The organism is Apilactobacillus ozensis DSM 23829 = JCM 17196 (assembly GCF_001435995.1).
Lineage (GTDB): Bacteria > Bacillota > Bacilli > Lactobacillales > Lactobacillaceae > Apilactobacillus > Apilactobacillus ozensis.
Map to the genome: position 1 here is coordinate 1 of NZ_AYYQ01000006.1, position 20346 is coordinate 20346.

Sequence of the window (20346 nt, forward strand, 5' to 3'; positions counted from 1 at the left end):
AAAGTTAAACAATGGAGTCAAGCAACGCAACAGAAGTTAGGTTTAACTTTTAGTTCCATTCAAGCTATTCAAAAATTCTGTAATAACAACGTTGAAAAGTGTAAACATATCGTACGTTTAATTTTAAATGCACGTAATGTTGTAGCTAAACAGAATCAAATTGCTAAAAGTGAGATTACACAATTTGAATCCAATCTAAATATAAAAAATGGACTGGCTAAACAACTAGACCATATCTTTTCATACGCTTTAAATTTACCCAAAAGTAACTATGCTGGATACGTAACTAACGCTTTAAAGACTTATTTCACTCAATCTTTCGGATTAGAAACTACCCAAGTTGTAAAGCCTAAAATGCATCAAGTGAAGTTTAACAATGGTCAAAAACACATTCATGAAGAACTACCTGAATGGGCTAAAGATGATTATGTATATGTACCGGATAATAATATAGATTTAGAGAAAAAAGCTAAGTTAGAAAATATGTTAAAGGAAATTTAAAGGAGATATAAATATGAATTATGCTGAAAATATGTAAAATAAATTAAAAAAAGAATTTAATTACTTTATAAAAGTTTTAAAAAAAGATTTTTTTAATGTAAAAATATTTAGAGATGAAAACAAAATATGCATAATTGAGTATGCAGGAAAAGATTTTAAAAAAAATCTCGGAAATAAGTATATTGTTGTTTATATCATGGAATTTACCTACAAAAAATAAAAAAATAGATTTTGATAGTTTTGCTGCATCTTTTATGGTATCAGCGCAACTAAACTTTGCTAGAAATACTTTTTAGAGTTAAAAATTTGCATTTAGTTTTAAGAATAAAATAATCCTATAAGCTATTTTATATAGCCAATAGGATTATTGTGAATAATATATTTATTATTTGACTTTTTAACATTTTAATTAGATAATGTTCAGTGAAATGTGCATGCTATATACTTTTTGAACAGAGGTGTTTATAATGAAATTTAATCATATATTTAGCAAGGTTAAAAAACAAACTAATCTTAATAAAAAATTTATAAACAGCATCTCAAAATCCATCAATGATGGCGAAAAAGCTCAAAAAGATATGGAAAACGATTATCAAAAACATAAAGCTAAAAATGAAAAAATTTTATCTATGTTTAAGTAAAGTAAATGGCAATGGGTTTAATTAACCTATTGCCTTTTTCTATTTTAAATAAATCATTTAGCAAAGTAAGGCTAAGGTTAGGCATCATATTTTCTATCCCTGATATATTTTTGAGTAAGTCATCTATTTCTTGACTATTTATGTCAACTATAGATTCTACTCTTCCAAATATTGTCATTTTTCTATTTGTAAAGTTTATCATTGGTAACTGACTGTGACTCATTCTCATTTTTTGATCTTTTGCAATTATTATTGAGTTGTCTGCTTTTAACAAAGCAGAATCAGAATAGACTATGTTTAATACAGTGATTAAATTTTTCAGGTTTTCTGTACGCTTTTTATCCTGTTCAACTTCTTTTAAACTTTTATCTTCAGATATAGAAACATTTAAAAATGCTTCACTGTTATATAAATCTTTTAATTTTTTTAAATCTAAAATGTTAAACTGCGATCTAAATTTAACTAATGCCCCTTCCTTTATTTTTCTATTTCTAATATTGTCTAACAATCTATCGTTAAGTTCATTTTCAATAACATTTAGAGCATAGTCTTCATATACAGAATCTACTGCACTTTGATTTAAATTAGAATTACCTACTATATGTTCATGTTTTCCGGATATACCTGATTGTATTTGACCTTCAGATGTTAGAGGTATTTTTAATTTAGCACTGCCTTTTGTATCTGTACTTACTGAATGGCCTTTTTTATTAGTTTTACTGTCTCCAACGGTAGAAGTTAATTTTGACGGATAGCCATTTTTAATTTGAGCTAAGATGGAACTTATTTCTTGGTCGTCAAAGTAAATGTATTCGTTTATTTGTTTTTTTTCGCTTTCACTCATTCTATTCCTCCTATTCGTATTATGATTAAAAGCACCAATAATTATATCTTAAAAATCAAAAAAATAAAATTGTAAAACTTATTTGACAAAAAATCATTCATTCAAGAAGGATATTTTTATAGTGGTGTATTATAATACTTTAAAAATATCAATTATTATATGTTCTATAATTTTTACTATAAATTAAAAAAATGCTATCAGCTCAAAAGAGCCGATAGCATTTTTAAGTGATAACATGATACAACTTTTACTATGTTTATATCATGATTTATTTTAACATTATTTAACTTTATCAATCCATTTTTTGTTGGCAGTCATGTAACCAATGGCGGTTTTTAAACGGTATACGGTAGTTCCTTGTTTATTTTTACCAACTTTGATAGGTGTTGCATATAATACCGAACCCTTGCCTAATTTTACTTTTCTTTTATCAGTCAATTTATCGTCATGATACATTGGTATTACTTTAGCAGTGATTTTAAAAAGTGTACCATCTGAATAATATTCATCTGGTTTATCGCTTTTAATTGGTTTAAAAGGCTTTGAATAATCAAAAGATAAATCTACATCGCCATATGGTGTATAAGCGGTTTGTGTATATTGCCATATATCATAATCACAAGCCGGTTTAACGCTACTATATTTAGCTATCCATAACTTAGGATTATGGTGTAGTTTAGCACTATTTACTCTGGTTAGGCCAAAACTTTCATTGTAATACACTGCTAGATTGTGATACCCCTTACTGTAGCAGTAATCCAAAAATTCATTTATTTGTGCGGTTAAATTACCACTTAAAGAACCCTCAACGTCCATCATTAGCTCGGTGGACTTATCAAAGCCTAAAGATTCTACACGGCTAATAAAATGCTTGGCCTCTGCTGGATTCCCCAAATAAAAATGATAAGCGCCGACCTCGTCAAAGACTTTAAAGCCTGCTGCTATTTGGTTGCCGGCTTTTTTATTATCATATGCTGGATTACCATATGAAACTTGTACCGAAAGCATATCTACGCCATATCTAGTCTTTAAATCTTTCATAAAGGCAACGCTATCTGATTGCCATACTGATATATCAGCTCTTCTTCTAACCATTTTCATAGCTCCTTTGTGCGCTAATTTTTACATCTTTAGTTGCTTTAATTTCATTATGGTGTATTTCCCCGCCATTGTTTTTTAAAAGCGTTACAGCGTTTTCTATTAGTCCACTAGCCTCATTGTTAGTAATAGTAATACCATGCTGGTTAGCAATATCTACTAAACTATTTAATGCTTTTTCCTTTTTAGCAGCACCGCCAGCATCATACTGCTCTACATGTGCTGATAAGTTATAAGATACATCAGACAAATATTTACAAGTATTGCTTAATTTAATGGCTCTATTGCGTTCTTGCTCGCTTTTAGCTGATTTAGATTTAATAACTAAATACTCGCTTAATTTTCTCAGCATGAAAGCTAACATTAAGCAGATTGCACTAAAACCTAAAACAGTGATTATATCTAATAAAACATTTTTCATTTTTTACTACTCTTTTCATCTTCATTCTTTATATACGTTCTAGCCTTATCTAAGATAGCACCTAAATTTCCAGTGAAAATCCCCATCATTCTAAAATTCTCAACTATACTACTAGCCTCATACAAAAGCACCGCCATTGTGTACATATCAGATATATCAATACTTAGCGGAATATGCATGTAGTTTAAAAATAAATCATCTATCATATTGGCCAAAGGTATTAATAAAATAGCACCAAATTTCCTTAGTATTCCATATAGATATGACCTGGATTTAAACTTTGATTTTACAATGCTATTGATTGAGCCAATCACAACATCAATCGCTAATAATATTAAGTACCACTGGATCAAGTGCATTCCGTTAGCATCAAATAAATAGACTAAAACGCTTTCTACAAAATTCATATACTAATTGGCTAAAGCCTCCTTTAAATAAATTTACATAAAAAATACTACTGATTATCGGCTTGGTTATCCGGTTCATCAGTAGTATTTTTATTTTGTTCTTCGATTTGCTTTTCTGCTTTTATTTTATCTTTAATTTGATTATATCCATCCTGTGATAAATCTCCTGTTTGCAAAAACACTTGCAAAATTTCATCTGTAAAAAGTTTATAGTTGTTAATTATCCATTTTTCGTAAAAATCCACTTTTAGTTACCACCTTTAATTTTATTTTGAGCATTTTCTGACATTATTTTACTAATCATCATTTTATTTTGAGCATTGTCCGACATTATTTTGCTCATTATCACTTGATTAGTAGCATTTTTTCCCATTAAATCAGCATTGATTTTTTGTAAATCTCCATTATCATCCACTGCTTGTTTAAGTTTCAAGACTATCATTGAGCTATCGTCTATAATGACTTCATTTGTTCGCAAATTTAAAATTTTCCAGTAGCAGAAAGTGTCACCGCCTATAACTATCTCATCGGTAAACAGTCTATGATTAACATCTGGGATAGTCTGCGTATCTAAAATATAATAATTCAAAAATAATCACTCCTTTAAAATTTTACAAATTCATCTGCAGAACCATCTATTAACTTGGCATAGACATATAGGTAACAACCATACTTACCGTATGCACCATATGCATTTCCACTCATTAGTCTTAAAGTACCGTTTCCGCTTTGCAAATTGACTCTTGATGAATTTAGTACAGTTGAGCTGGATACGTCACTAGGACTATGAGTATTACCATAGTGTTGCCATACAGTTATGCTAGCTACTTTCGTTTTATAAAAGCCTAGAAGAGACTGATTAACTGTATAAGAAATAGATGTTACATCTTGCGGTTGGTCTGTTTTAAAAGTTAGTAAGCTATCTATCTTAGATGTATCTATCATTTTAATCGAAACTACATTTGATTTTTGGCTTTCTCCTACCGAATTGCTTGCAGAAACTTGTGATAGATACGTTTGCCCAATTTCAGCATTAGGAATAGTGCCTGTTAAATTAGTTGTCCTAAAAGTTTGCCAATCCATATCACTTTCACGCTTATAGTAGATTGTGTAGTAGTTTAATTTGAGTGGATTACTACTATCATCAGCAGGCGTGATTTGATAGTTTAAACTTCCATTGAAACTTAAATTTAGTTGTGGAGCGGATAAAACGTTACCTACAGTAACTGTTTGCATATCAGTAACATTGCTTTCGCCAACCGCATTAAAAGCGATTGCTTTTAGCAAGTAGGTGTGTCCTAACGTGCAACCATCTATTTTGTAGTTGTTTTCTTTGATATCGTTCCACTTCCAGTTAGCATCGTTCGTGTCTTTAAACATGAGCCTATAGTTAGTTACCGGTGTGTCAGCGTTGCTGTCAGCAGTAATAGTGTAGTTTATAGTTTTGCTTGATACATCAACTTTATAGCTTAATTTAACGTTATAAGGCACTTTTCCTAGTATATATGATTGTGCAGCGCTACCGTCACTCTCATAGCTTTGGTTGACTGCGGTTGCATAGAAATCATATTGATTTCCACCTTGTAACTCTAAGCTGCCACTTAGCTGGTGTATATCTACATCAATATGACTATAGTCGGTATCAGTGTGCTTTTTATAATAGAGGACAAATTTTTCAATTTCGGCACGTCCAAAATACAGTCCGGGTGTAATTGTGTAATCTACACTTGAGTCATTAGTTTTAATTTCTAGTGATGGTGATTCTGGTTTAGTAGCAATTACAACTTCCTTTGGTAATTTTGGCATATGATTATCAGTATACTTATTAGCTACTTGTATAGATTTTGCAACATCTTCTTTAGTTGCAAAATTTCTATTAAGATACGCTACTGTAACAAAGTTATCTGGATTAATATTTAAGTTTAAATTAGCTTTATCGCCAACTACTACATAGATAATTAAATCAAATTGGTTATACACTTTGTTAGAGTAATCGTTCATATAGTAAGGACTATCAGCTAAAGTGATTGAATATAGATACTCGGTATCATCCCCGTTAATCTTTGCATATAAACCAACTGCATTGATTTTAAAAGCGGTCTTAACATTAGTGTTAGTAAATCTAACTTGTGTACCAGTTGTGCCTTGCTGGTCGGTATCGTCTAATTCATCAACGATACTTCCGTTTTGAATCTCATTAGGTAATTTAGTCAATGCTGCTAAATTATCATCGTTATAGCTGCTAAAATCAGCATTAGATGCTACAGTTCTGGTAATTGTGAATTGCAACTTACCCTTAGCGGCATCGCTGGCTATTGAGCTACCACGCTGTGTTAAAATCGTGTCTTTATAACTAGACATTTAATCACTGCCTTTCATTTTTGAAATTGCTTTACTTCTTTGGATGTGTTTAGTGCCAATATACATATTTAAATTACTATTATTGATAGTGCTTAGTTTAGGATTAGATATATTTGTAACCATTGAGATAGCTTTACTTCCAATGCTTTCATGATGATATGATTTAGCTTTATCTAGTAGAGATATTTGTTTAGCTAATCTAGCTGGTAACATCTTATTCATTAAATATCTTAGCCTGTAAATTTGGTCATCTCTTAAACTGTTAGTGTCATCAATCGCATTAGCTAGTGATTTAACGCTATCTACATCTAAGCGAACTGGAATATTAAAAGAACTCAATAATTGTTTAAAATATCTAAGTGTAATCGGGTGGGGTGGTAATAACCGTAATAGAATGTTATATCGCCTGGTATCTAAATCCGCATCCCTATCCACTCTTAAACTATATTCATGCTCTAAAATGCTTAACCCTTGACTATCTGCGGTTTTCACAAATAAATTAGCGAAAATATTATCTACATAATCAGCTTTATCATCATAAATTGGTTGCTCGGCATTAATAATTACATTCATTTCTACAACATCATCATAATAATCCGGCAAGTTATTCTTTAAATCATTCATTGCTTAAATTCACATCCCTTAAAACTGGTAATTCTGATGTGTCATTATCATATTTAAGGATTAAATCACTATCAGCGCCATTAATCTTTGGAATGCTAGCATTAATTACATGTTCTACTTTTAATACTTCGGCTAAAATCTGTGAACGATATAAAGTTAAGTGATAGCCGCTATAAGTATCTTTGTCGATAACATCCCACTTAGTGCTAACTTGTTTCTTAATGTAGCTATTTATAGCATTTTGAATGTTATAGCGTAAATCATTAGGGTTGATATTAATATCATCAGTAGTGATACTCATATCTATATCAACGTCTACAACGCTAGGGGCTACTACTGTTACATTGTCCCCTATTGGTGCTAGACCGTAACCGCTGCTAGTTTGATTTACTGGATCAATGGTTTCTTTAACTTCATTCAGTAGCTCTTTTGAGGCTGCATTATTTGAGTTATCTAAAATAACTAATTTTACAGTTCCCCCACCTTGCCAGGCAGAATAGACTTGGCCCTTACCGACTGATTTAATATTTTTAAGCATGTCTTGATAATCGGCAATGTTACCACCGTAAGCGGTATAATCATCGCTGGCTAAAATCCTATCCCTATACACATCATCAGTTTCATCATCCCTAGCTGGTATAGATATTTCAGTTATTTCAGCCCACGAAAGACTATCGTTTGGTGTAACTGGCAATATCTGACCTATATAACCATTAGGATTAGTTCCAGCTATTTCCGCACTAATTAAACCGGTTAAATCGCTATTTATCTTAATGACGGTATAAAAAATAGGCTCATCTCCTAAGGAGGCAAACCTATCCCCTACCGCTACATTATTAATTGCTTTTCCGTCTGTATCTAAAAATTTAGCTGTAACCACTGCATTAGTAGCTACATCCCTGGATTTACCTTTTTCAAATCCTTTTAGGTCTAAGAACTCGCCCTCGGCACTAATGGTATAAGACTGCTTAATATACTCTGATAATATCAAATTATCTTCGGCTTGTTGTTGTGCTGCTGGCGCTAGAGCATCATAGATAATTGAACCCTGCCGCTTATCTAAATCATCTGGCACGTTATCTAGCATACTATCCATGTAGTAGTCAAAATCTCGACTTAATAGGTCATCTATCAAGTCTTGTACAGTAACATAGTTAGCCACTTAGGTTTTCCTCCTTTCTTATGTCGACTGGTCCAAAAATGGTTTCACAAGTTCCCTCAATCAGAATGCTATCTTTATCAACCTTAGTGATATTGTCGATGTCCGTACTGATAACCCTATCATCAGATAACAAACACTCATCTATCATTCTGGCCACTTCTACCTTAATGTATTCAAAGTCTTTGCCTACTAAATCTTGAATGTCATTGCCATAATCTTCATTGTAGATTAACCATACAAAGCGCTCCGTTTGTAGTGCCTTGTCAATGGCTTGTAGCATGGCATTATATCCATCAGTAAAGCTAATGATACGGTTATTTTTAACTCTATAAGTTTTTGATGGTAAGGTTACTTCTTCATAGTCATCCCCTAAATCGTCTTGTAAGCCATCGTCTTGAACTTCTTCAACGCTTTCAGCTGCATCCACCTAATCATCTCCTAACTTTTCAAATACATAAAATTCCTGGCCTCCATCTTTTCTAATCATTGCAACAGCATCCCCCTCTTCTAAATGCTGTTTAACCATAATCTCAATATCTTTAGTTTTATCTTCCGGCTTATTTATTATCATTTTGTCGGAATCTTTAACGATACTAATTTTTTCTTTATGGTCAGTTACATTACGCCCTAAAGTTAAAAAATCTTCGGTTAAAATTAGTGTGTTACTAACTTCAATTTTTAAAGGACTTTTACTAACTACTTTCCCAAAAACTACATCAGAATATTCACTAGCGTGGCCACCACGCTTATTAAATTGTTTTAAAAGGTATTCTCCTGCCACTATACATTCAACTCCAAATCTACCGTATAATCTCTATCGTTAAAATGGTGTGTGCTTTTAGTGATTAATAAGGATTTAGTACCTAAGCCCACTTCTTTCAAGCTTTGGCTTTTAATGATGCAAGCATTTCCAGCGACCAAATCGGTATGACCTACTGCGGTAACTTTCAAAGTGTTCTCTTCCTTACTTTTTTGCTTGAGTAATTGCTTGGCCCTAGCTTTAATCTGTGCCGGATTTGCTTTCTCTTTAGCTTTTTCAATATAAGTTAGTCTACCTAGCTTTTTAATTGAACTCGGCGAACTTTGAGCAGTGGCACTACTACGACCTTTTTTCTTTTTGCTGTCTTTAATGATTCTAACCACATTAGCTGTATTTTCTATTGACCTGGATAAGTTAAAACTCTCCATTAGGCTCTTATCCCCTATAACTAGCTTTAACTGCTTGTAAGGAAATTTCCTAAGCTCTACAACGTTGTAATTAGCGTATAGATAAAAATGTTTATTAGTAGCTCGTTTGGTTTTAGCAATCGCTCCGCTCAACATGTCAAAATAACTTTTATTATCGCAAACTTCGGCTTTTAGTTTTTCGCTTGATGTGGCCACCGTTTTAAATTTAACGCCTGCCATTTTTGCTACTTTTTCAAACCTTTGTGAAACGGTAGAGATAGGCATTACTAAGCTATCTTGATTTTTAAAATAGCGTAAAGCATCGTAAGCAGTAACGCTAAATGTTTCATCGCTACTATATTCATACTTAAATACATAGCCATAAAAAATCTTCTTTTTGTTCCACTTTAAGCAAATTACATCCCCATTTCTAATCACAAAGCCCTCTTGCACTTCTAAAAGGTTAAAGGTTAAAGTCCCTGCTGCAAAGTTAGTAGTAGTTTCCCACTTAACGTTGTAAGCAAGTTCCCTAATGTCCCAAACCTTACTAGAATTTCTTTTTTTACATGTAAATGTAGTAATCATGGTTTAACCTCCAAAAGCATTAATCTTAGGAAACTTTGGCAAAGATTTATTATTCTCTTTAGGTTTAGACTTAGGGATGCTATGAGGAGATTGAGGGGCTTTAGCGGTCTTATTATTAAAAATATCGGTTGGTTTAATAAATCCAATCGAACCACTAGGTACTTTAATCGGATGTTTATAGTGTGGTTGATTTTCTTTTCTAAAAAAATATTGAGGTTGTAAATTATTGTCATGCTTAATCAAGTAAGACTTACTGGCTAATTTTTTCCTCATGGCACTTTTGCCATTCCCCACTTTTATATTATTGGCCACACTGCCAACACCTGTACCGCCTCGTTTACCAACGATTCTACCAGTAACGTTTTTATGTTTTTTATTATTAATTTTAACTTTTGAGCCACGGCTTTTTTTGTGAGATGGCTTTTTCCTGGATTTGCCTTTTTTAGCAACCTTTTTCTTTTTACCAGTAGTTTTGAGCTTTTTAGCTTTAAACTTCTTAAATTCAGTAAAGGTTAGCGTACAAGCGTACTCTTTGGCATAACCATCTTTAAAACCATATTCAAAGTTGAGTGTGGCCCTTACCGATATAGAGGTAGTAGTTAAAACTACCCGGCAAGGCTTTTTAGATTTATAGATGTTATTTAGAAAAGAAATATATTTATTACCGTTAGATAAGGTATTTTTAGCAGTTAAGTAGTGGCAGTGCTTAATATCTATAGGAATAATTACATTGATACTAAAATCAATTAGCTTATTATCCCCAATTCTATTAACTTCTCCCAGCTTAACTACAGTTTCCTTTTTGTCATCAGTCGTCTTTTTGATAGTCATCTCTGATGGTGCAACTGGTAATTCTATAGTTTTATTAAGGTGGTTGGTAATATAAACTCCAGCATTCCGCATTAATTAGCATCCCCTCACTTATTATTAGTTAGATAGCATTCCTGTGTTTTTCTTAATTAAATAATTTTCAACCATTTCAACCAATGTTTCGGCATCGTAATTAGCGTTACCACTGGAATTGATTTGAATAGCGCCATTTTCTATATGGATATGATGCTCATTATTGCTACTCTTATCACTTTTAGAATAGCTATTATTTACAACCCCACTAGCTTGAGCAGTGCTTAGAGAACTATCATAAGGCACGCTATTAGCACCAACTACACCGCTATTGTTAATGTTTTGATTAGGGATGCTTTGCGCCATGTTGGAACTATTAAAGTTAGTATTAGCGTTGACGTTTAAATCTTTACTAGATAATCCATTCATAGCTTTTTTAATATTTCCAACCATTGATAACGCATTACCAAAAGAACCGGTTAGCGAATCCCCAGCATTATATTTAGCAATATCTCCAGCTTGTAAATCTGGCATCTGTGTACCTGCTATATGGTTGGTTATACCGTTAATTGTTCCTTTAACTTGACTAAAACCATCATTTAAACCGTTGTTCAGTCCATCCATGATTAAATTACCGGCTGGATTTAAGAGCTTTCTATCATAAGATAGTGGCCCTTTATGTGCCTTAATCCATCCAGCAATTCCACTAACGAAACTTTTAACACCCTCAAAAGCTGATTTAATACCGTTTAAGAAACCGTTAATAATAGCATGACCAGCACCAACTAAAGCACCACCAAAGCCTCTAGCAATACTAACAGCGCCTTGAATACCACTGCTAACCGCATTTTTAACCATGTTCATACCGTTTCTAACTGCGGAAACAACACCATTGATAGCACCAGCAACCACGGTTACTAGTATTCCAAAAGCTACCGCAACCGCCGCTATTCCAGCCGCTAACACCATAGCACCAGCACCGGCAAACATTAAGCCTGCTCCTAATACCATAGCACCAGCACCTAAAATAACTGCACCGACTGCGGCAACGGTCATAGCTACAGCTCCAATTAATAAAGCAGCACTTAGCACTACTATCCCAACTGATGCAGCTATAGCTAAAACACTAAATGTCATCATGGCTACACCCAGCGCCATAAGATTAATGGCTGCCATCATCCCGTAATTTGCAATATTTGGCAGTTGTGTAGCTAATAACGTAATTCCTGCGGCAACGATAAATACAGCAATACTAACTAAAATTAAAGCAGCGCCAAAAATTGCAAAGCCTACTGCTCCACCAATCATAGCCGTTCCGGCCACCGTAACCGCTGTACCAATTAGAGCAATCACGGCAACCATTCCAACCATTACAGCAACAGCTGGCCAACCAGCGTTAGCTAAAGAAATAGCAGCGTTAGCCATTATCCATAAGCCAACCCCAGCTAAAGCAACCCCAGCACCAATTAAAATAACTGCTGCTCCCAACTTAATGAAAGAACCTGCTGCTTGTGTTGCTCCAGTGGATGCACTTTTTAAAGCGCCTCCACTGCCTAAAGATGAAATACCATTTTTCAGCATCCCAAATATGCTAACTACTCCAGTAAGTGTTTTATATATAGCAATCGCTCCTGCTAAAAACATAAGCCCATAAGCTAAAACATTTAGAGCTGATGGATTTAACTTAGATAATAGGTTAAGACCTACCACGATACCGGTAATAGCCCATCCCTTAGCACTCATTTTTAACACTAACATTGCTCCAGCAAACACTTTAATTACGTTAGGGTTCAAGTTTTTAACAGCGTTAGCAATAGCAGATATTGCACCGGCCAAACCATTAATAGCTCCACCGGCAATTCCGCCAATCGTTCTAAAAGCTGCAAAGGGGTCTTTTTTACCACCAGCGCCACTATCAAAAACATGGCCAATAGCTCCACTAATCGAACCTAACATATTCATTACGTTATTAGCTGCTCCAGTATCGACTAATGAACCCCAAAAAGCACCAACTGCACCAGTTATTTTTGATAACGTACTCTCTACAACACTTAGGCCGTTATCAATGGCTGGCGCTAGTTTTTTAGCTGCACTATCTAAATTAATATCGCCGATTTTGTCAGTGATACCGGATAGATGTTTAATGGCTACTTTTCCTAACGTGTCATAAGCTGGCTGTAGTCGATTAGCTATGGTTTCTTTCATCCCATCCATAGCTTGATCAACAGTTTTATATTCAGTGGCCATTTTAGAAAACACTCTGTTGTTACCAGTTTTTTCTATAGCGTTGAAAAAGTCTTGAGTTTTTACAGTTCCGCCTTGTACACCTTGCATTAATTCACTCATGCTCATGTTCATGCTCTTAGCAACGGCTGATATACCAGCTGGCGTTTGTTCCATCATTAACTTAAAATCTTGCCACTGTACTTTAGGTTTAGCGGCCATTTGAGTAGCTTGTTGCGACAAGGTTTTCATCGCTTGTGTAGGCTCACTAGATGCAGCTGCTAAACCACCAAAACCTTTAACTAATTGAGTAGTGTTTTTAGTTCCAGTAGCCTCTAATTGCGAATAAGTAGAGGCCATATCACTAGAACTATAAATTGTATCTTGTGCGAACTTTTGTAGTTCGTTTCTAACAGAGTTAATCTTAGCTTGTGGCATGTTCAACTGTTGCATGTTCCCGTTGAAAGTGTCCCAGGCTTTTGTAGAACTTGATAACTCTTCATTTAGGGATGTTACTGCCGACCTAGCTAAATTAAGGCCACCAACTACCGCACTAGATGCTAGATTAGCTCCTAGCATGGATTTAAACATCCCACCACCGCCAATACCTGCACTCTTAGGCTCTTGTGGTGTTTTAGGAGTTAAATTATTACGATTGCCGGCTTGATTTAAAGCGCTAATAAACTGTTCTGTCTGCACTTTGCCATTTTTAATATTGCTGATTAAATCACTCATGCTAGTGTTCATAGAACTTGCTACTCTACTCATAGTGTTAGGCATGGTATTTAGCAAATCGTTAAAATCTTGCCATTGTACTTTAGGCTGCTTGGCCATTTTAGCGGCTGTTTCAGATAAAAGGATTAAAGAACTCTTAGGGCTGTTAGTAGCATTAGCAAGGGATGCTAAAGATTGAGTTAATTGGCTAGTATTAGATACTCCAGCCCTAGATAGATTTACATAAGCCTTACTAATTCCATCTATTGATGTATTAGTTTGCCTGGCAAAACCACTTAACTCATTTTTAGCAGCACCAATCTGAGCAGTTGGAATGTTCATACTACCTAATTTGTTGCTAAAATTAGTCCAGGCCTCTGCCCCTTTATTAGCTCCGGTAATCATCCCTGTTACCTTGCTTTTGGCTTGTGTAAACTTATTGGATAACTCGGATAACTTACTAGAAGAGTTAGATAGTTTACTAGCAAAAGCGGATAGGGGATTACTAAAGCCATCCACGATATTAATTTTCGTGTTCAAATTTTCTGCCATAAATTTCACCCCCTTTCTAAGCATTTTTATATGTATGAAAAAAGCGGTTAGAGTGCTAATGACGTTTAGCATCTCTTTCCGCTTTCTTTTTCTGTTTCTGTTCTTCTGCTACTCTCAAATCAATAGCAGCTATGATTAGGTTTTTCTCGTGCCTGGATAAGTTAGCCCACTCGTGAGGTTTCCAATGATATTCATTAAGCGTATAGATATAATATCTAAACTCTGCACCGGCCACCTTATCATTTATTATTTTTTTACTTGGTCAACTTCGCTGGCATCGTTAGTGCTGATACCGGATAGATTGGTAATTTCTGTTCCTAAATTAGCATAATCTCCACTACGAACTACCATATCTTGTAATAGACCGATTGGATCAGCTACACGTCCCCAACTTTCTTGTAATTGAGCGTTATTTAGGTCAGGTTGGATAATTCCCTCAATCATCATTAAATCAGTTAATTTCGATTGATTTACGCTTTGTGATTTCATCCCAGTTTTACGATTAAAGCTAGTAGTAGTTGCATCGTTTTGAATTTCTTTAAAGCGTTTAGATGAAATAGTTTGGATTACAAAGGGCGCTTTGATTCCTTTGATTTTAATAGCTTTTTTATCTAATTGAGTATCTACGTTATCTTTTAAGAATAAATCTAGTGATACTGGTTCTGTACTTAATTCTTCTTGTTGTTCATCGTTTGTGTTTAATTGTTCTTCTGCCATTTTAAAGGCCTCCTTAAATTTTGTGTAAAAAAATAACCCTATCTACATAGCGTTAGTGATTAATTATTTTATTGTTCATCAAAAGGTGTATCTAAGTGGATATTTTCAAAAGTTAAATCACTTTCCCACTCCATAACGCCATCATCAGCCTCTGCATCAATAATAGGGATGTCATCAAGATTGACTTCTCCAACCGTAACAACTTGTCGACCACTTTTAGATGTCTTGTCCTCTACTTCCACTTGAATAGTGAAATATAGGTCTTGGCCACCTTGTACATAAGGCAAACCGTATTTTAACCAGCGTGAAGAGATTAGGTAACCGGATAAACTACCAGTCCCCTCAACTCCAGTTACTTTTTTCTTTTTCCAATGGTCGCCAAAAGTGGCTACATCAGTTTTTTTCTTTTCAATTTTTAGCTTAATTTTATTAGTATCACTCATGACGATAATTTGGTCGCCAATTTTCATGAAAACTTTAGCATCTTTAGTAGAGATTGCATCCCTACCATTCATAAACTCATTAAGTGGCATTTAAGCAGTCCTCCTTATTCCGCAATGATTGTCATGTATAGTTTTTCCATGCTATCAACTGGTTTAACGTTCAACTGTACTTCTACAGCGTCCTTATTTTCGCCCTTGACCACTTCAATATCACTAGCTTTAAAATCTTCGATACAGCCGGCATCTTGTAAGCCATTTAGGTAAGTAATTCTATCTGACTTAAATAAATCACGACCAGTAGCGTTATTACTGATTTTGCCAATATATACTTTTTCAAAAGTATCTTTAGTATCATTAGCAATTAAGTCTAAAATTCTGATTAAGCGGTTTTTAGCAAAGAATTTAGGTTTGGTTTTAGTAAATCTAACTAAGGTGTTGATGTCATCTTCAATGACTACAGAGCCATCCCTGCGGTTAGTGAAGACCACTTTACCACCTTTGATAGCTTGCTCGATTAAATCGTTAGAAAGTCTAGGGATGGTATCAATAGCCTCTGGATATTCATAGTATGTTAATGATTGGTTAAATGGAACTGATGCACTAGCTCCGGCAAAGAAACCTGCTGCGAAAGTACGCTCAATTTGAGTTCCGTCTTGTAAAACAACACCGTTCATAACAGCGCTAGTTCCCTCATAGTTATAATCACTAGATGGCAATGTAGGAATTACAGCAGTTACATGATAGCCCTCTTTTTCTCTTAAATCTTGCACTAATTGAGCTACTAACTCATGAATATTGCTATTAACTGGATAGCCAGCAGTAGTTACAACATTAAAAATGTTAGTTTCTAGGGCCTCGGTAATAATATCTGGTACGCTGTCATCTAAGTTTTTAGATGAGCCACCAGTTAAGCTATATGAGTTTTCGCCAGCCAATTTACTAAACTTGTTATCAGCATCATCAGCAACTTCAACATCAAAATAATCATCTGACATAATTTCTTCTGCCATTTCGATTTTTTGAGTATTAACTACAGATGTGTTGAAAATGTATTTAACTGTTACGGAACTATCGTTAATCCCCTTAATAACGTCTACTTTAAGGTTATTACCTTTCGCTCCAGCATGTTTAGCAGTGAATTTCCACGGTAGGCTATTATCCACTAAACTAGCTTTTTCTCCATCGTTAAAGTTCAAATAAAGCACTTTTTGAGCCGATTTAACGGTTTCTCTTAATGCTTTATTTGAATCATCTTCTAAATCGCTACCTAGTTCTTTTTTAAAATTGCTACCACGATCTAGTTCAATGATTCCGTTGTTACCCCAATCGTGTTTAACACCATCGACTAATAACACGATTCCACGGTAACTATCAGCAGAGGGACTATCTACACCAATGGTATTGATGTAAGCCCCTGGTCTGATTTTATTTTGTGTTACCCAATTTCCTCCGGCCATTAGATTCCCTCCTTAAATTCATTGATTTTGTTTCTTACAGCATCTAGCGTGTACTTATCTTCATCGTTTAAAACGATTGATAAGATAGCTTTTTCTGCCTTGCTATAACTAGCATCCCCAACAAGTGCTTTTTTAGAATACATCGCTTTATCTTCGCTACTTGTATTATTACTAGGGATGATTGGTGTTTTTAAATCATTGTCCATCTTCTTTTAAACCCCCTTGATATTTTAAGCTGCCTTGCTTGGCATTTTTATCTACATAGTCAGCTCTTACCGGCACGTCAAAGTCGATATACAGCAAATTATCTTTAGTCTGTATATTTAAGTCTTTAATCAATGCAAAACCGTCTAAAACGTCAAAATTATCCATTATCAAGTCATTCATAGCAAGTAGCTCTGTTGAGGGGTTGTCCTCATCTTCTGGCATGTAAATAACTTGATAGTAGTAAGTTCTATCTTGATTTTTAAAAAACTGCTTTTGTAAAGACATACTTACTAAATTAACTAAAAAAGCTGGCTGTTTAAAGCCACCTTTAACGTTATCTCTATAAAAATTACTGTTAGGAGCTATTTTATACAGTTTATTGATAATTTCTCCTGTAATATCAACTATCACTCTATAGCCTCCCTTAAAGCCTCAGTAAATCTTTGTTTCCAAACGCTGTTAAGGTCTTTTTTATACTTGAGGACAGTGTTTTTTAAAAAGAAACTACCCTCAACCCAGCCACCGCCTTTATTTCGATGGCCATTCTCGACATAAAAACCGTACTCAACGTTATTTTCTAGTGAAAAGCTAAAAGTAGAGGCAGCGTATTTAACACCGCTACTACGCCAACCACGCCTTAATGTACCTGTATCAACGTTAGTAACCTTGATAACATCCCCTAACATTGCCTGGCTCATGGTATTAACTTCTCTAGTAATGTTTTTAGATGCAATCTTAGCTTTAACTCGGTCATTTACATATTTAGCGTAATCTTCAAAGACTGCGCTTTCTACATCCCCTAAATTCATCTAATCACGCCTTTTCGTCATACATAACAGCTAACTCTTGATGGCTTACATAGTTAGTATATCCAGTAGTAGCTTGCTTATAACGTCTAGTATTACCGTTTACATCAGTAACTATCATAGTAGAACCACTAGGCACTTCTATATCGTTATCTAGGAGTAATACAGCGTTATAACTATCTTCATTTACACCATTGTTCATCTTATCCGGACTTAAACTCGGCTTAATGATTTTGCATGGCTTATCTTCGGCAATTACTACACGTTTGTTTTTATTAACTAAGCCATCTTTTACGCTTGTATATTGAGTGATTGTTACCTTATCACGCCATAGCATTTTAGTGGCTTTAGTAAAGCGTTTATAGTCCAAAATCTACCACCCTAAACTGATTTAAAGTCTTTTTATAGTCCTTAGTAACTGCATTGGCACTCTGGATTTTTAGATACTCATCAGCAAGTGATTTAAACGAAATACTTTCGTTCCCCTCGGTAATACTGGCCACACCGTTATTACTTTGCTCAGACGTTGGAATTAAAAGCTCATCAGACTTAATCAACGCAATACACATCCCTACCGCTGTATGATTTAGTTCTTCTGGCAATTCTGCTGTAGGAATGTGTGTATAGTTCGCTATATCCTGTATAACTTTATCTATTACATAATCTAAAATATCATCATAGGAATCATTTTTAGTGCTGTTAGGGATGAGTAATTTAACTTTGTCTACAATAAATTGCTTATCCATGATTTACACCTCAATTATTTAGTTGCTTTGCCACCATCACTAGCTGGTGTAACATTCTTAGGCTTGTCAGATACATACATTTCAAGACCAGTCTCACGACCTTTGAGCAAGAATACATCAGAGTATGAGCGTTCATAATAATTAAAGTTACCATCGTTAGAGGCAGTTGGATTATCCATACCCACGAAACTATATTTTTGCGGAGCAATTTGTACACCATTTTGAATTAGCATCATGTTAATTTGTTTAGCATCATCTTTTAGCTTTGCACCTACAGTGAAATCATAATCAGATTGCATTAGGTCGGATGGCACAACTTTGATTGTTACATCATCTAATGAGTAGATAGCACGGTCAACTTTGCCATTACCTGAGATAGATAGCGCACGGTTACGAGCCTCGGCTTGTTTTAACATCTTGTTAATTTGTGGTGTTACATACAATAGACGATTATCAGATGGTACACGCTTTTCATCCATGTTCATCATCATAGTGTCGAAAGCATCCAAAATGCTCTTCTCATCTAAACTATCATTATGAATACCGCCATCATCTGCTTTTAACTTTTCTTTGTACAATTTGGAAAACATATATCTATCCATCTCTGGTAGTTTTTCATAGATGTTAAAAGTTTTAGTGATGTTGGCAATGGAAACAACCATATCAGATTCATCAACATCCATTGGATCAACTAAAGTAGACCATTGTCTGTCAAAATCTAAGCTGTATGGAATCCAAGCATTTTCATAGTTCTCGCCACTATGTTCAGTAATTGTTTTACGATTACGATTAGTACGACCTGCTAAAATTTTTAAGTTAGGGACTTTAATCATTTTAGCTTCCATAAAGTTCACTAAGTTATTGCTTGGAGATTGCCATAGTGCCGCTGTCCTTAATTGTTCATCAGCAAAAGATTGAACTAAGGCACTTTGGTATTTTTCTGCATAATTTACTGCCATTTATATTACCTCTTTCTTTATTCTGTAGTAGTTTTCCCTTTAAAAATATCAATCATGCTCTTGGTAGAGCCAGTATCGTTATTATCATCGTGGCCACCTGGCTTATAATCGCCGGTAGAACCTTCATCAAATAAATAGGGATGAGATTCTTTAACGGCTTTTAGTTGGTCATCTAAGCCGTCTAGTTCGCCTTTATCATTGAATTTGATTTTATCCATATCAAACAATGCTTTAACCGGTTTAGCATCCCTAGCTTTAGCGTTAGATAATCCATTATCAATAGCGTGGTCCAATTTAATTTGAGCAATTTTAGCTTTAGAATCAGCTTGAATAGTCTTATTTTGCTGTTCTAAATCTTGAATTTTGCCCTTTAAGTCATCGTTATCTTTCAACTGGCCTCGTAAGTTCTTTAAGTCCTTGTTATGCTTATCAACTTGAGCGGTTAATTCTTCGTTTTGTGCTTTAAGCTCGTCATAGTCGGCATAACTTTCTTTAAACTTATTAATGCTTTGGCCATGTAACTTCATAACGCTATCAATAATTGAGCTTTCAAGCCCTAAATCCTTTAAATCTTCTCTTCTCATAATCTCAAAACCTTTCTCGCTAGTTTTACGGGATGCGAACCCGATAAGTATAAAAAAATAGCAGTTTAACGACTTGCTAAGGTCGTAAATAAAAAGGACTACTTAATTTAGTAAGTAATCCTTTCATCTAACAAATCTTGTTTATATTCTTCAAACTCTTGTTTAGCCCAATCTGGAGCGTTTGAATCAATGTAATATCCAATCACTTCATCGTCATCCCCAGCGTTAGAATTATCTGCAACGTGCCAATATTCAAACCCCTTAGGTCTGTTCATATTAAATCA

At 34.5% G+C, this 20346-nt stretch carries 27 protein-coding genes; 2 read left to right on the forward strand and 25 right to left on the reverse strand.

From position 1 onward, the window contains the following. Both FD06_RS07640 and FD06_RS07570 read left to right on the forward strand, forming a co-directional pair. The coding region (locus FD06_RS07640) for a hypothetical protein (RefSeq protein WP_056965759.1) at window positions 1-501 on the forward strand (501 nt) is incomplete at its 5' end. A gap of 467 nt (window positions 502-968) precedes the next feature. Then, window positions 969-1142: a hypothetical protein gene (locus FD06_RS07570; RefSeq protein ID WP_156403072.1), complete on the forward strand. Its 174-nt coding sequence runs from the start codon at window positions 969-971 to the stop codon at window positions 1140-1142. On the opposite strand, the gene FD06_RS01965 is transcribed toward FD06_RS07570, so the two are convergent. The 25 genes from FD06_RS01965 to FD06_RS07575 form a co-directional block, all read right to left on the reverse strand. Continuing rightward, window positions 1135-1986, reverse strand: a complete 852-nt coding sequence (locus FD06_RS01965; protein WP_056965760.1) for a DUF6414 family protein — start codon at window positions 1984-1986, stop codon at window positions 1135-1137. The two genes, FD06_RS07570 and FD06_RS01965, sit on opposite strands and share 8 nt — an antisense overlap. 279 nt (window positions 1987-2265) lie before the next feature. Beyond that, window positions 2266-3081, reverse strand: coding sequence for a GH25 family lysozyme (locus FD06_RS01970; protein ID WP_054657843.1), 816 nt, complete (start codon window positions 3079-3081; stop codon window positions 2266-2268). Further along, window positions 3074-3505, reverse strand: a complete 432-nt coding sequence (locus FD06_RS01975; RefSeq protein ID WP_056965761.1) for a phage holin, LLH family — start codon at window positions 3503-3505, stop codon at window positions 3074-3076. The genes FD06_RS01970 and FD06_RS01975 overlap by 8 nt, the downstream gene beginning before the upstream one ends. Continuing rightward, window positions 3502-3912 carry a phage holin family protein gene (locus tag FD06_RS01980; RefSeq protein ID WP_056965762.1) on the reverse strand — a complete coding sequence of 137 codons (411 nt, stop codon included), beginning with the start codon at window positions 3910-3912 and terminating at the stop codon, window positions 3502-3504. Before FD06_RS01980 ends, FD06_RS01975 begins: the two co-directional genes overlap by 4 nt. A 47-nt stretch (window positions 3913-3959) precedes the next feature. Continuing rightward, a complete protein-coding gene (locus FD06_RS01985) occupies window positions 3960-4157 on the reverse strand; it encodes a hypothetical protein (RefSeq protein ID WP_054657847.1) in 198 nt (65 codons plus the stop codon). A 2-nt stretch (window positions 4158-4159) separates the two neighbouring features. Beyond that, window positions 4160-4501, reverse strand: a complete 342-nt coding sequence (locus FD06_RS01990) for a hypothetical protein (RefSeq protein ID WP_056965763.1) — start codon at window positions 4499-4501, stop codon at window positions 4160-4162. A 14-nt stretch (window positions 4502-4515) separates the two neighbouring features. Further along, window positions 4516-6273 (reverse strand): fibronectin type III domain-containing protein, encoded by a 1758-nt coding sequence (locus FD06_RS01995; protein WP_056965764.1) that lies wholly within the window; start codon window positions 6271-6273, stop codon window positions 4516-4518. Continuing rightward, window positions 6274-6897 carry a putative phage tail protein gene (locus FD06_RS02000; protein ID WP_054657755.1) on the reverse strand — a complete coding sequence of 208 codons (624 nt, stop codon included), beginning with the start codon at window positions 6895-6897 and terminating at the stop codon, window positions 6274-6276. It lies immediately after the preceding gene. Then, a complete protein-coding gene (locus FD06_RS02005; protein WP_237757220.1) occupies window positions 6890-8059 on the reverse strand; it encodes a baseplate J/gp47 family protein in 1170 nt (389 codons plus the stop codon). The genes FD06_RS02000 and FD06_RS02005 overlap by 8 nt, the downstream gene beginning before the upstream one ends. Continuing rightward, window positions 8052-8486 carry a DUF2634 domain-containing protein gene (locus FD06_RS02010; RefSeq protein WP_056965765.1) on the reverse strand — a complete coding sequence of 145 codons (435 nt, stop codon included), beginning with the start codon at window positions 8484-8486 and terminating at the stop codon, window positions 8052-8054. The genes FD06_RS02005 and FD06_RS02010 overlap by 8 nt, the downstream gene beginning before the upstream one ends. Further along, a complete protein-coding gene (locus FD06_RS02015; RefSeq protein WP_056965766.1) occupies window positions 8487-8840 on the reverse strand; it encodes a DUF2577 domain-containing protein in 354 nt (117 codons plus the stop codon). Further along, a complete protein-coding gene (locus tag FD06_RS02020) occupies window positions 8840-9811 on the reverse strand; it encodes an XkdQ/YqbQ family protein (RefSeq protein ID WP_056965767.1) in 972 nt (323 codons plus the stop codon). The genes FD06_RS02015 and FD06_RS02020 overlap by 1 nt, the downstream gene beginning before the upstream one ends. Before the next feature lie 3 nt (window positions 9812-9814). Next, the gene (locus FD06_RS02025) at window positions 9815-10714 is read right to left on the reverse strand and encodes a hypothetical protein (RefSeq protein ID WP_056965768.1); all 900 of its coding nucleotides are present in this window, start codon (window positions 10712-10714) and stop codon (window positions 9815-9817) included. 24 nt (window positions 10715-10738) lie between these two features. After that, window positions 10739-14143, reverse strand: coding sequence for a tape measure protein (locus tag FD06_RS02030; RefSeq protein WP_056965769.1), 3405 nt, complete (start codon window positions 14141-14143; stop codon window positions 10739-10741). Window positions 14144-14389: 246 nt separating this feature from the next. Further along, a complete protein-coding gene (locus tag FD06_RS02035; protein WP_054657773.1) occupies window positions 14390-14860 on the reverse strand; it encodes a phage tail assembly chaperone in 471 nt (156 codons plus the stop codon). Window positions 14861-14928: 68 nt separating this feature from the next. Next, window positions 14929-15393, reverse strand: coding sequence for a phage tail tube protein (locus FD06_RS02040; protein WP_056965770.1), 465 nt, complete (start codon window positions 15391-15393; stop codon window positions 14929-14931). A 14-nt stretch (window positions 15394-15407) separates the two neighbouring features. After that, a complete protein-coding gene (locus FD06_RS02045; RefSeq protein WP_056965771.1) occupies window positions 15408-16760 on the reverse strand; it encodes a phage tail sheath C-terminal domain-containing protein in 1353 nt (450 codons plus the stop codon). Continuing rightward, window positions 16760-16966 carry a hypothetical protein gene (locus FD06_RS02050; protein WP_056965772.1) on the reverse strand — a complete coding sequence of 69 codons (207 nt, stop codon included), beginning with the start codon at window positions 16964-16966 and terminating at the stop codon, window positions 16760-16762. The genes FD06_RS02045 and FD06_RS02050 overlap by 1 nt, the downstream gene beginning before the upstream one ends. Continuing rightward, window positions 16956-17378 carry a phage tail terminator family protein gene (locus FD06_RS02055; protein WP_056965773.1) on the reverse strand — a complete coding sequence of 141 codons (423 nt, stop codon included), beginning with the start codon at window positions 17376-17378 and terminating at the stop codon, window positions 16956-16958. The genes FD06_RS02050 and FD06_RS02055 overlap by 11 nt, the downstream gene beginning before the upstream one ends. Next, a complete protein-coding gene (locus FD06_RS02060; protein WP_056965775.1) occupies window positions 17375-17776 on the reverse strand; it encodes an HK97 gp10 family phage protein in 402 nt (133 codons plus the stop codon). Before FD06_RS02060 ends, FD06_RS02055 begins: the two co-directional genes overlap by 4 nt. Window positions 17777-17780: 4 nt before the next feature. Further along, window positions 17781-18143: a hypothetical protein gene (locus FD06_RS02065; RefSeq protein ID WP_054657785.1), complete on the reverse strand. Its 363-nt coding sequence runs from the start codon at window positions 18141-18143 to the stop codon at window positions 17781-17783. Continuing rightward, window positions 18133-18519 (reverse strand): head-tail connector protein, encoded by a 387-nt coding sequence (locus tag FD06_RS02070; protein WP_054657787.1) that lies wholly within the window; start codon window positions 18517-18519, stop codon window positions 18133-18135. Before FD06_RS02070 ends, FD06_RS02065 begins: the two co-directional genes overlap by 11 nt. Window positions 18520-18533: 14 nt before the next feature. Beyond that, window positions 18534-19478 (reverse strand): hypothetical protein, encoded by a 945-nt coding sequence (locus tag FD06_RS02075; RefSeq protein WP_054657789.1) that lies wholly within the window; start codon window positions 19476-19478, stop codon window positions 18534-18536. A gap of 17 nt (window positions 19479-19495) precedes the next feature. Next, window positions 19496-20062 carry a phage scaffolding protein gene (locus tag FD06_RS02080; RefSeq protein WP_054657791.1) on the reverse strand — a complete coding sequence of 189 codons (567 nt, stop codon included), beginning with the start codon at window positions 20060-20062 and terminating at the stop codon, window positions 19496-19498. Between the two features lie 107 nt (window positions 20063-20169). After that, complete coding sequence (locus FD06_RS07575) at window positions 20170-20337, reverse strand: hypothetical protein (protein ID WP_156403073.1); 168 nt, start codon at window positions 20335-20337, stop codon at window positions 20170-20172. Between the last annotated feature and the right edge of the window lie 9 nt (window positions 20338-20346).

Excerpts from the sequence above, each read along its gene's own strand:
- FD06_RS02080 (WP_054657791.1), bottom strand. The coding sequence starts at position 20,062 with ATGAGAAGAGAAGATTTAAAGGATTTAGGGCTTGAAAGCTCAATTATT.
- FD06_RS02000 (WP_054657755.1), bottom strand. The coding sequence starts at position 6,897 with ATGAATGATTTAAAGAATAACTTGCCGGATTATTATGATGATGTTGTA.
- FD06_RS01995 (WP_056965764.1), bottom strand. The coding sequence starts at position 6,273 with ATGTCTAGTTATAAAGACACGATTTTAACACAGCGTGGTAGCTCAATA.
- FD06_RS01975 (WP_056965761.1), bottom strand. The coding sequence starts at position 3,505 with ATGAAAAATGTTTTATTAGATATAATCACTGTTTTAGGTTTTAGTGCA.
- FD06_RS02040 (WP_056965770.1), bottom strand. The coding sequence starts at position 15,393 with ATGCCACTTAATGAGTTTATGAATGGTAGGGATGCAATCTCTACTAAA.
- FD06_RS07570 (WP_156403072.1), top strand. The coding sequence starts at position 969 with ATGAAATTTAATCATATATTTAGCAAGGTTAAAAAACAAACTAATCTT.
- FD06_RS02075 (WP_054657789.1), bottom strand. The coding sequence starts at position 19,478 with ATGGCAGTAAATTATGCAGAAAAATACCAAAGTGCCTTAGTTCAATCT.
- FD06_RS02060 (WP_056965775.1), bottom strand. The coding sequence starts at position 17,776 with ATGAATTTAGGGGATGTAGAAAGCGCAGTCTTTGAAGATTACGCTAAA.
- FD06_RS01980 (WP_056965762.1), bottom strand. The coding sequence starts at position 3,912 with ATGAATTTTGTAGAAAGCGTTTTAGTCTATTTATTTGATGCTAACGGA.
- FD06_RS02035 (WP_054657773.1), bottom strand. The coding sequence starts at position 14,860 with ATGGCAGAAGAACAATTAAACACAAACGATGAACAACAAGAAGAATTA.
- FD06_RS02020 (WP_056965767.1), bottom strand. The coding sequence starts at position 9,811 with ATGATTACTACATTTACATGTAAAAAAAGAAATTCTAGTAAGGTTTGG.
- FD06_RS02070 (WP_054657787.1), bottom strand. The coding sequence starts at position 18,519 with ATGGATAAGCAATTTATTGTAGACAAAGTTAAATTACTCATCCCTAAC.
- FD06_RS07575 (WP_156403073.1), bottom strand. The coding sequence starts at position 20,337 with ATGAACAGACCTAAGGGGTTTGAATATTGGCACGTTGCAGATAATTCT.
- FD06_RS02025 (WP_056965768.1), bottom strand. The coding sequence starts at position 10,714 with ATGCGGAATGCTGGAGTTTATATTACCAACCACCTTAATAAAACTATA.
- FD06_RS02030 (WP_056965769.1), bottom strand. The coding sequence starts at position 14,143 with ATGGCAGAAAATTTGAACACGAAAATTAATATCGTGGATGGCTTTAGT.
- FD06_RS02050 (WP_056965772.1), bottom strand. The coding sequence starts at position 16,966 with ATGGACAATGATTTAAAAACACCAATCATCCCTAGTAATAATACAAGT.
- FD06_RS01970 (WP_054657843.1), bottom strand. The coding sequence starts at position 3,081 with ATGGTTAGAAGAAGAGCTGATATATCAGTATGGCAATCAGATAGCGTT.
- FD06_RS01965 (WP_056965760.1), bottom strand. The coding sequence starts at position 1,986 with ATGAGTGAAAGCGAAAAAAAACAAATAAACGAATACATTTACTTTGAC.
- FD06_RS02045 (WP_056965771.1), bottom strand. The coding sequence starts at position 16,760 with ATGGCCGGAGGAAATTGGGTAACACAAAATAAAATCAGACCAGGGGCT.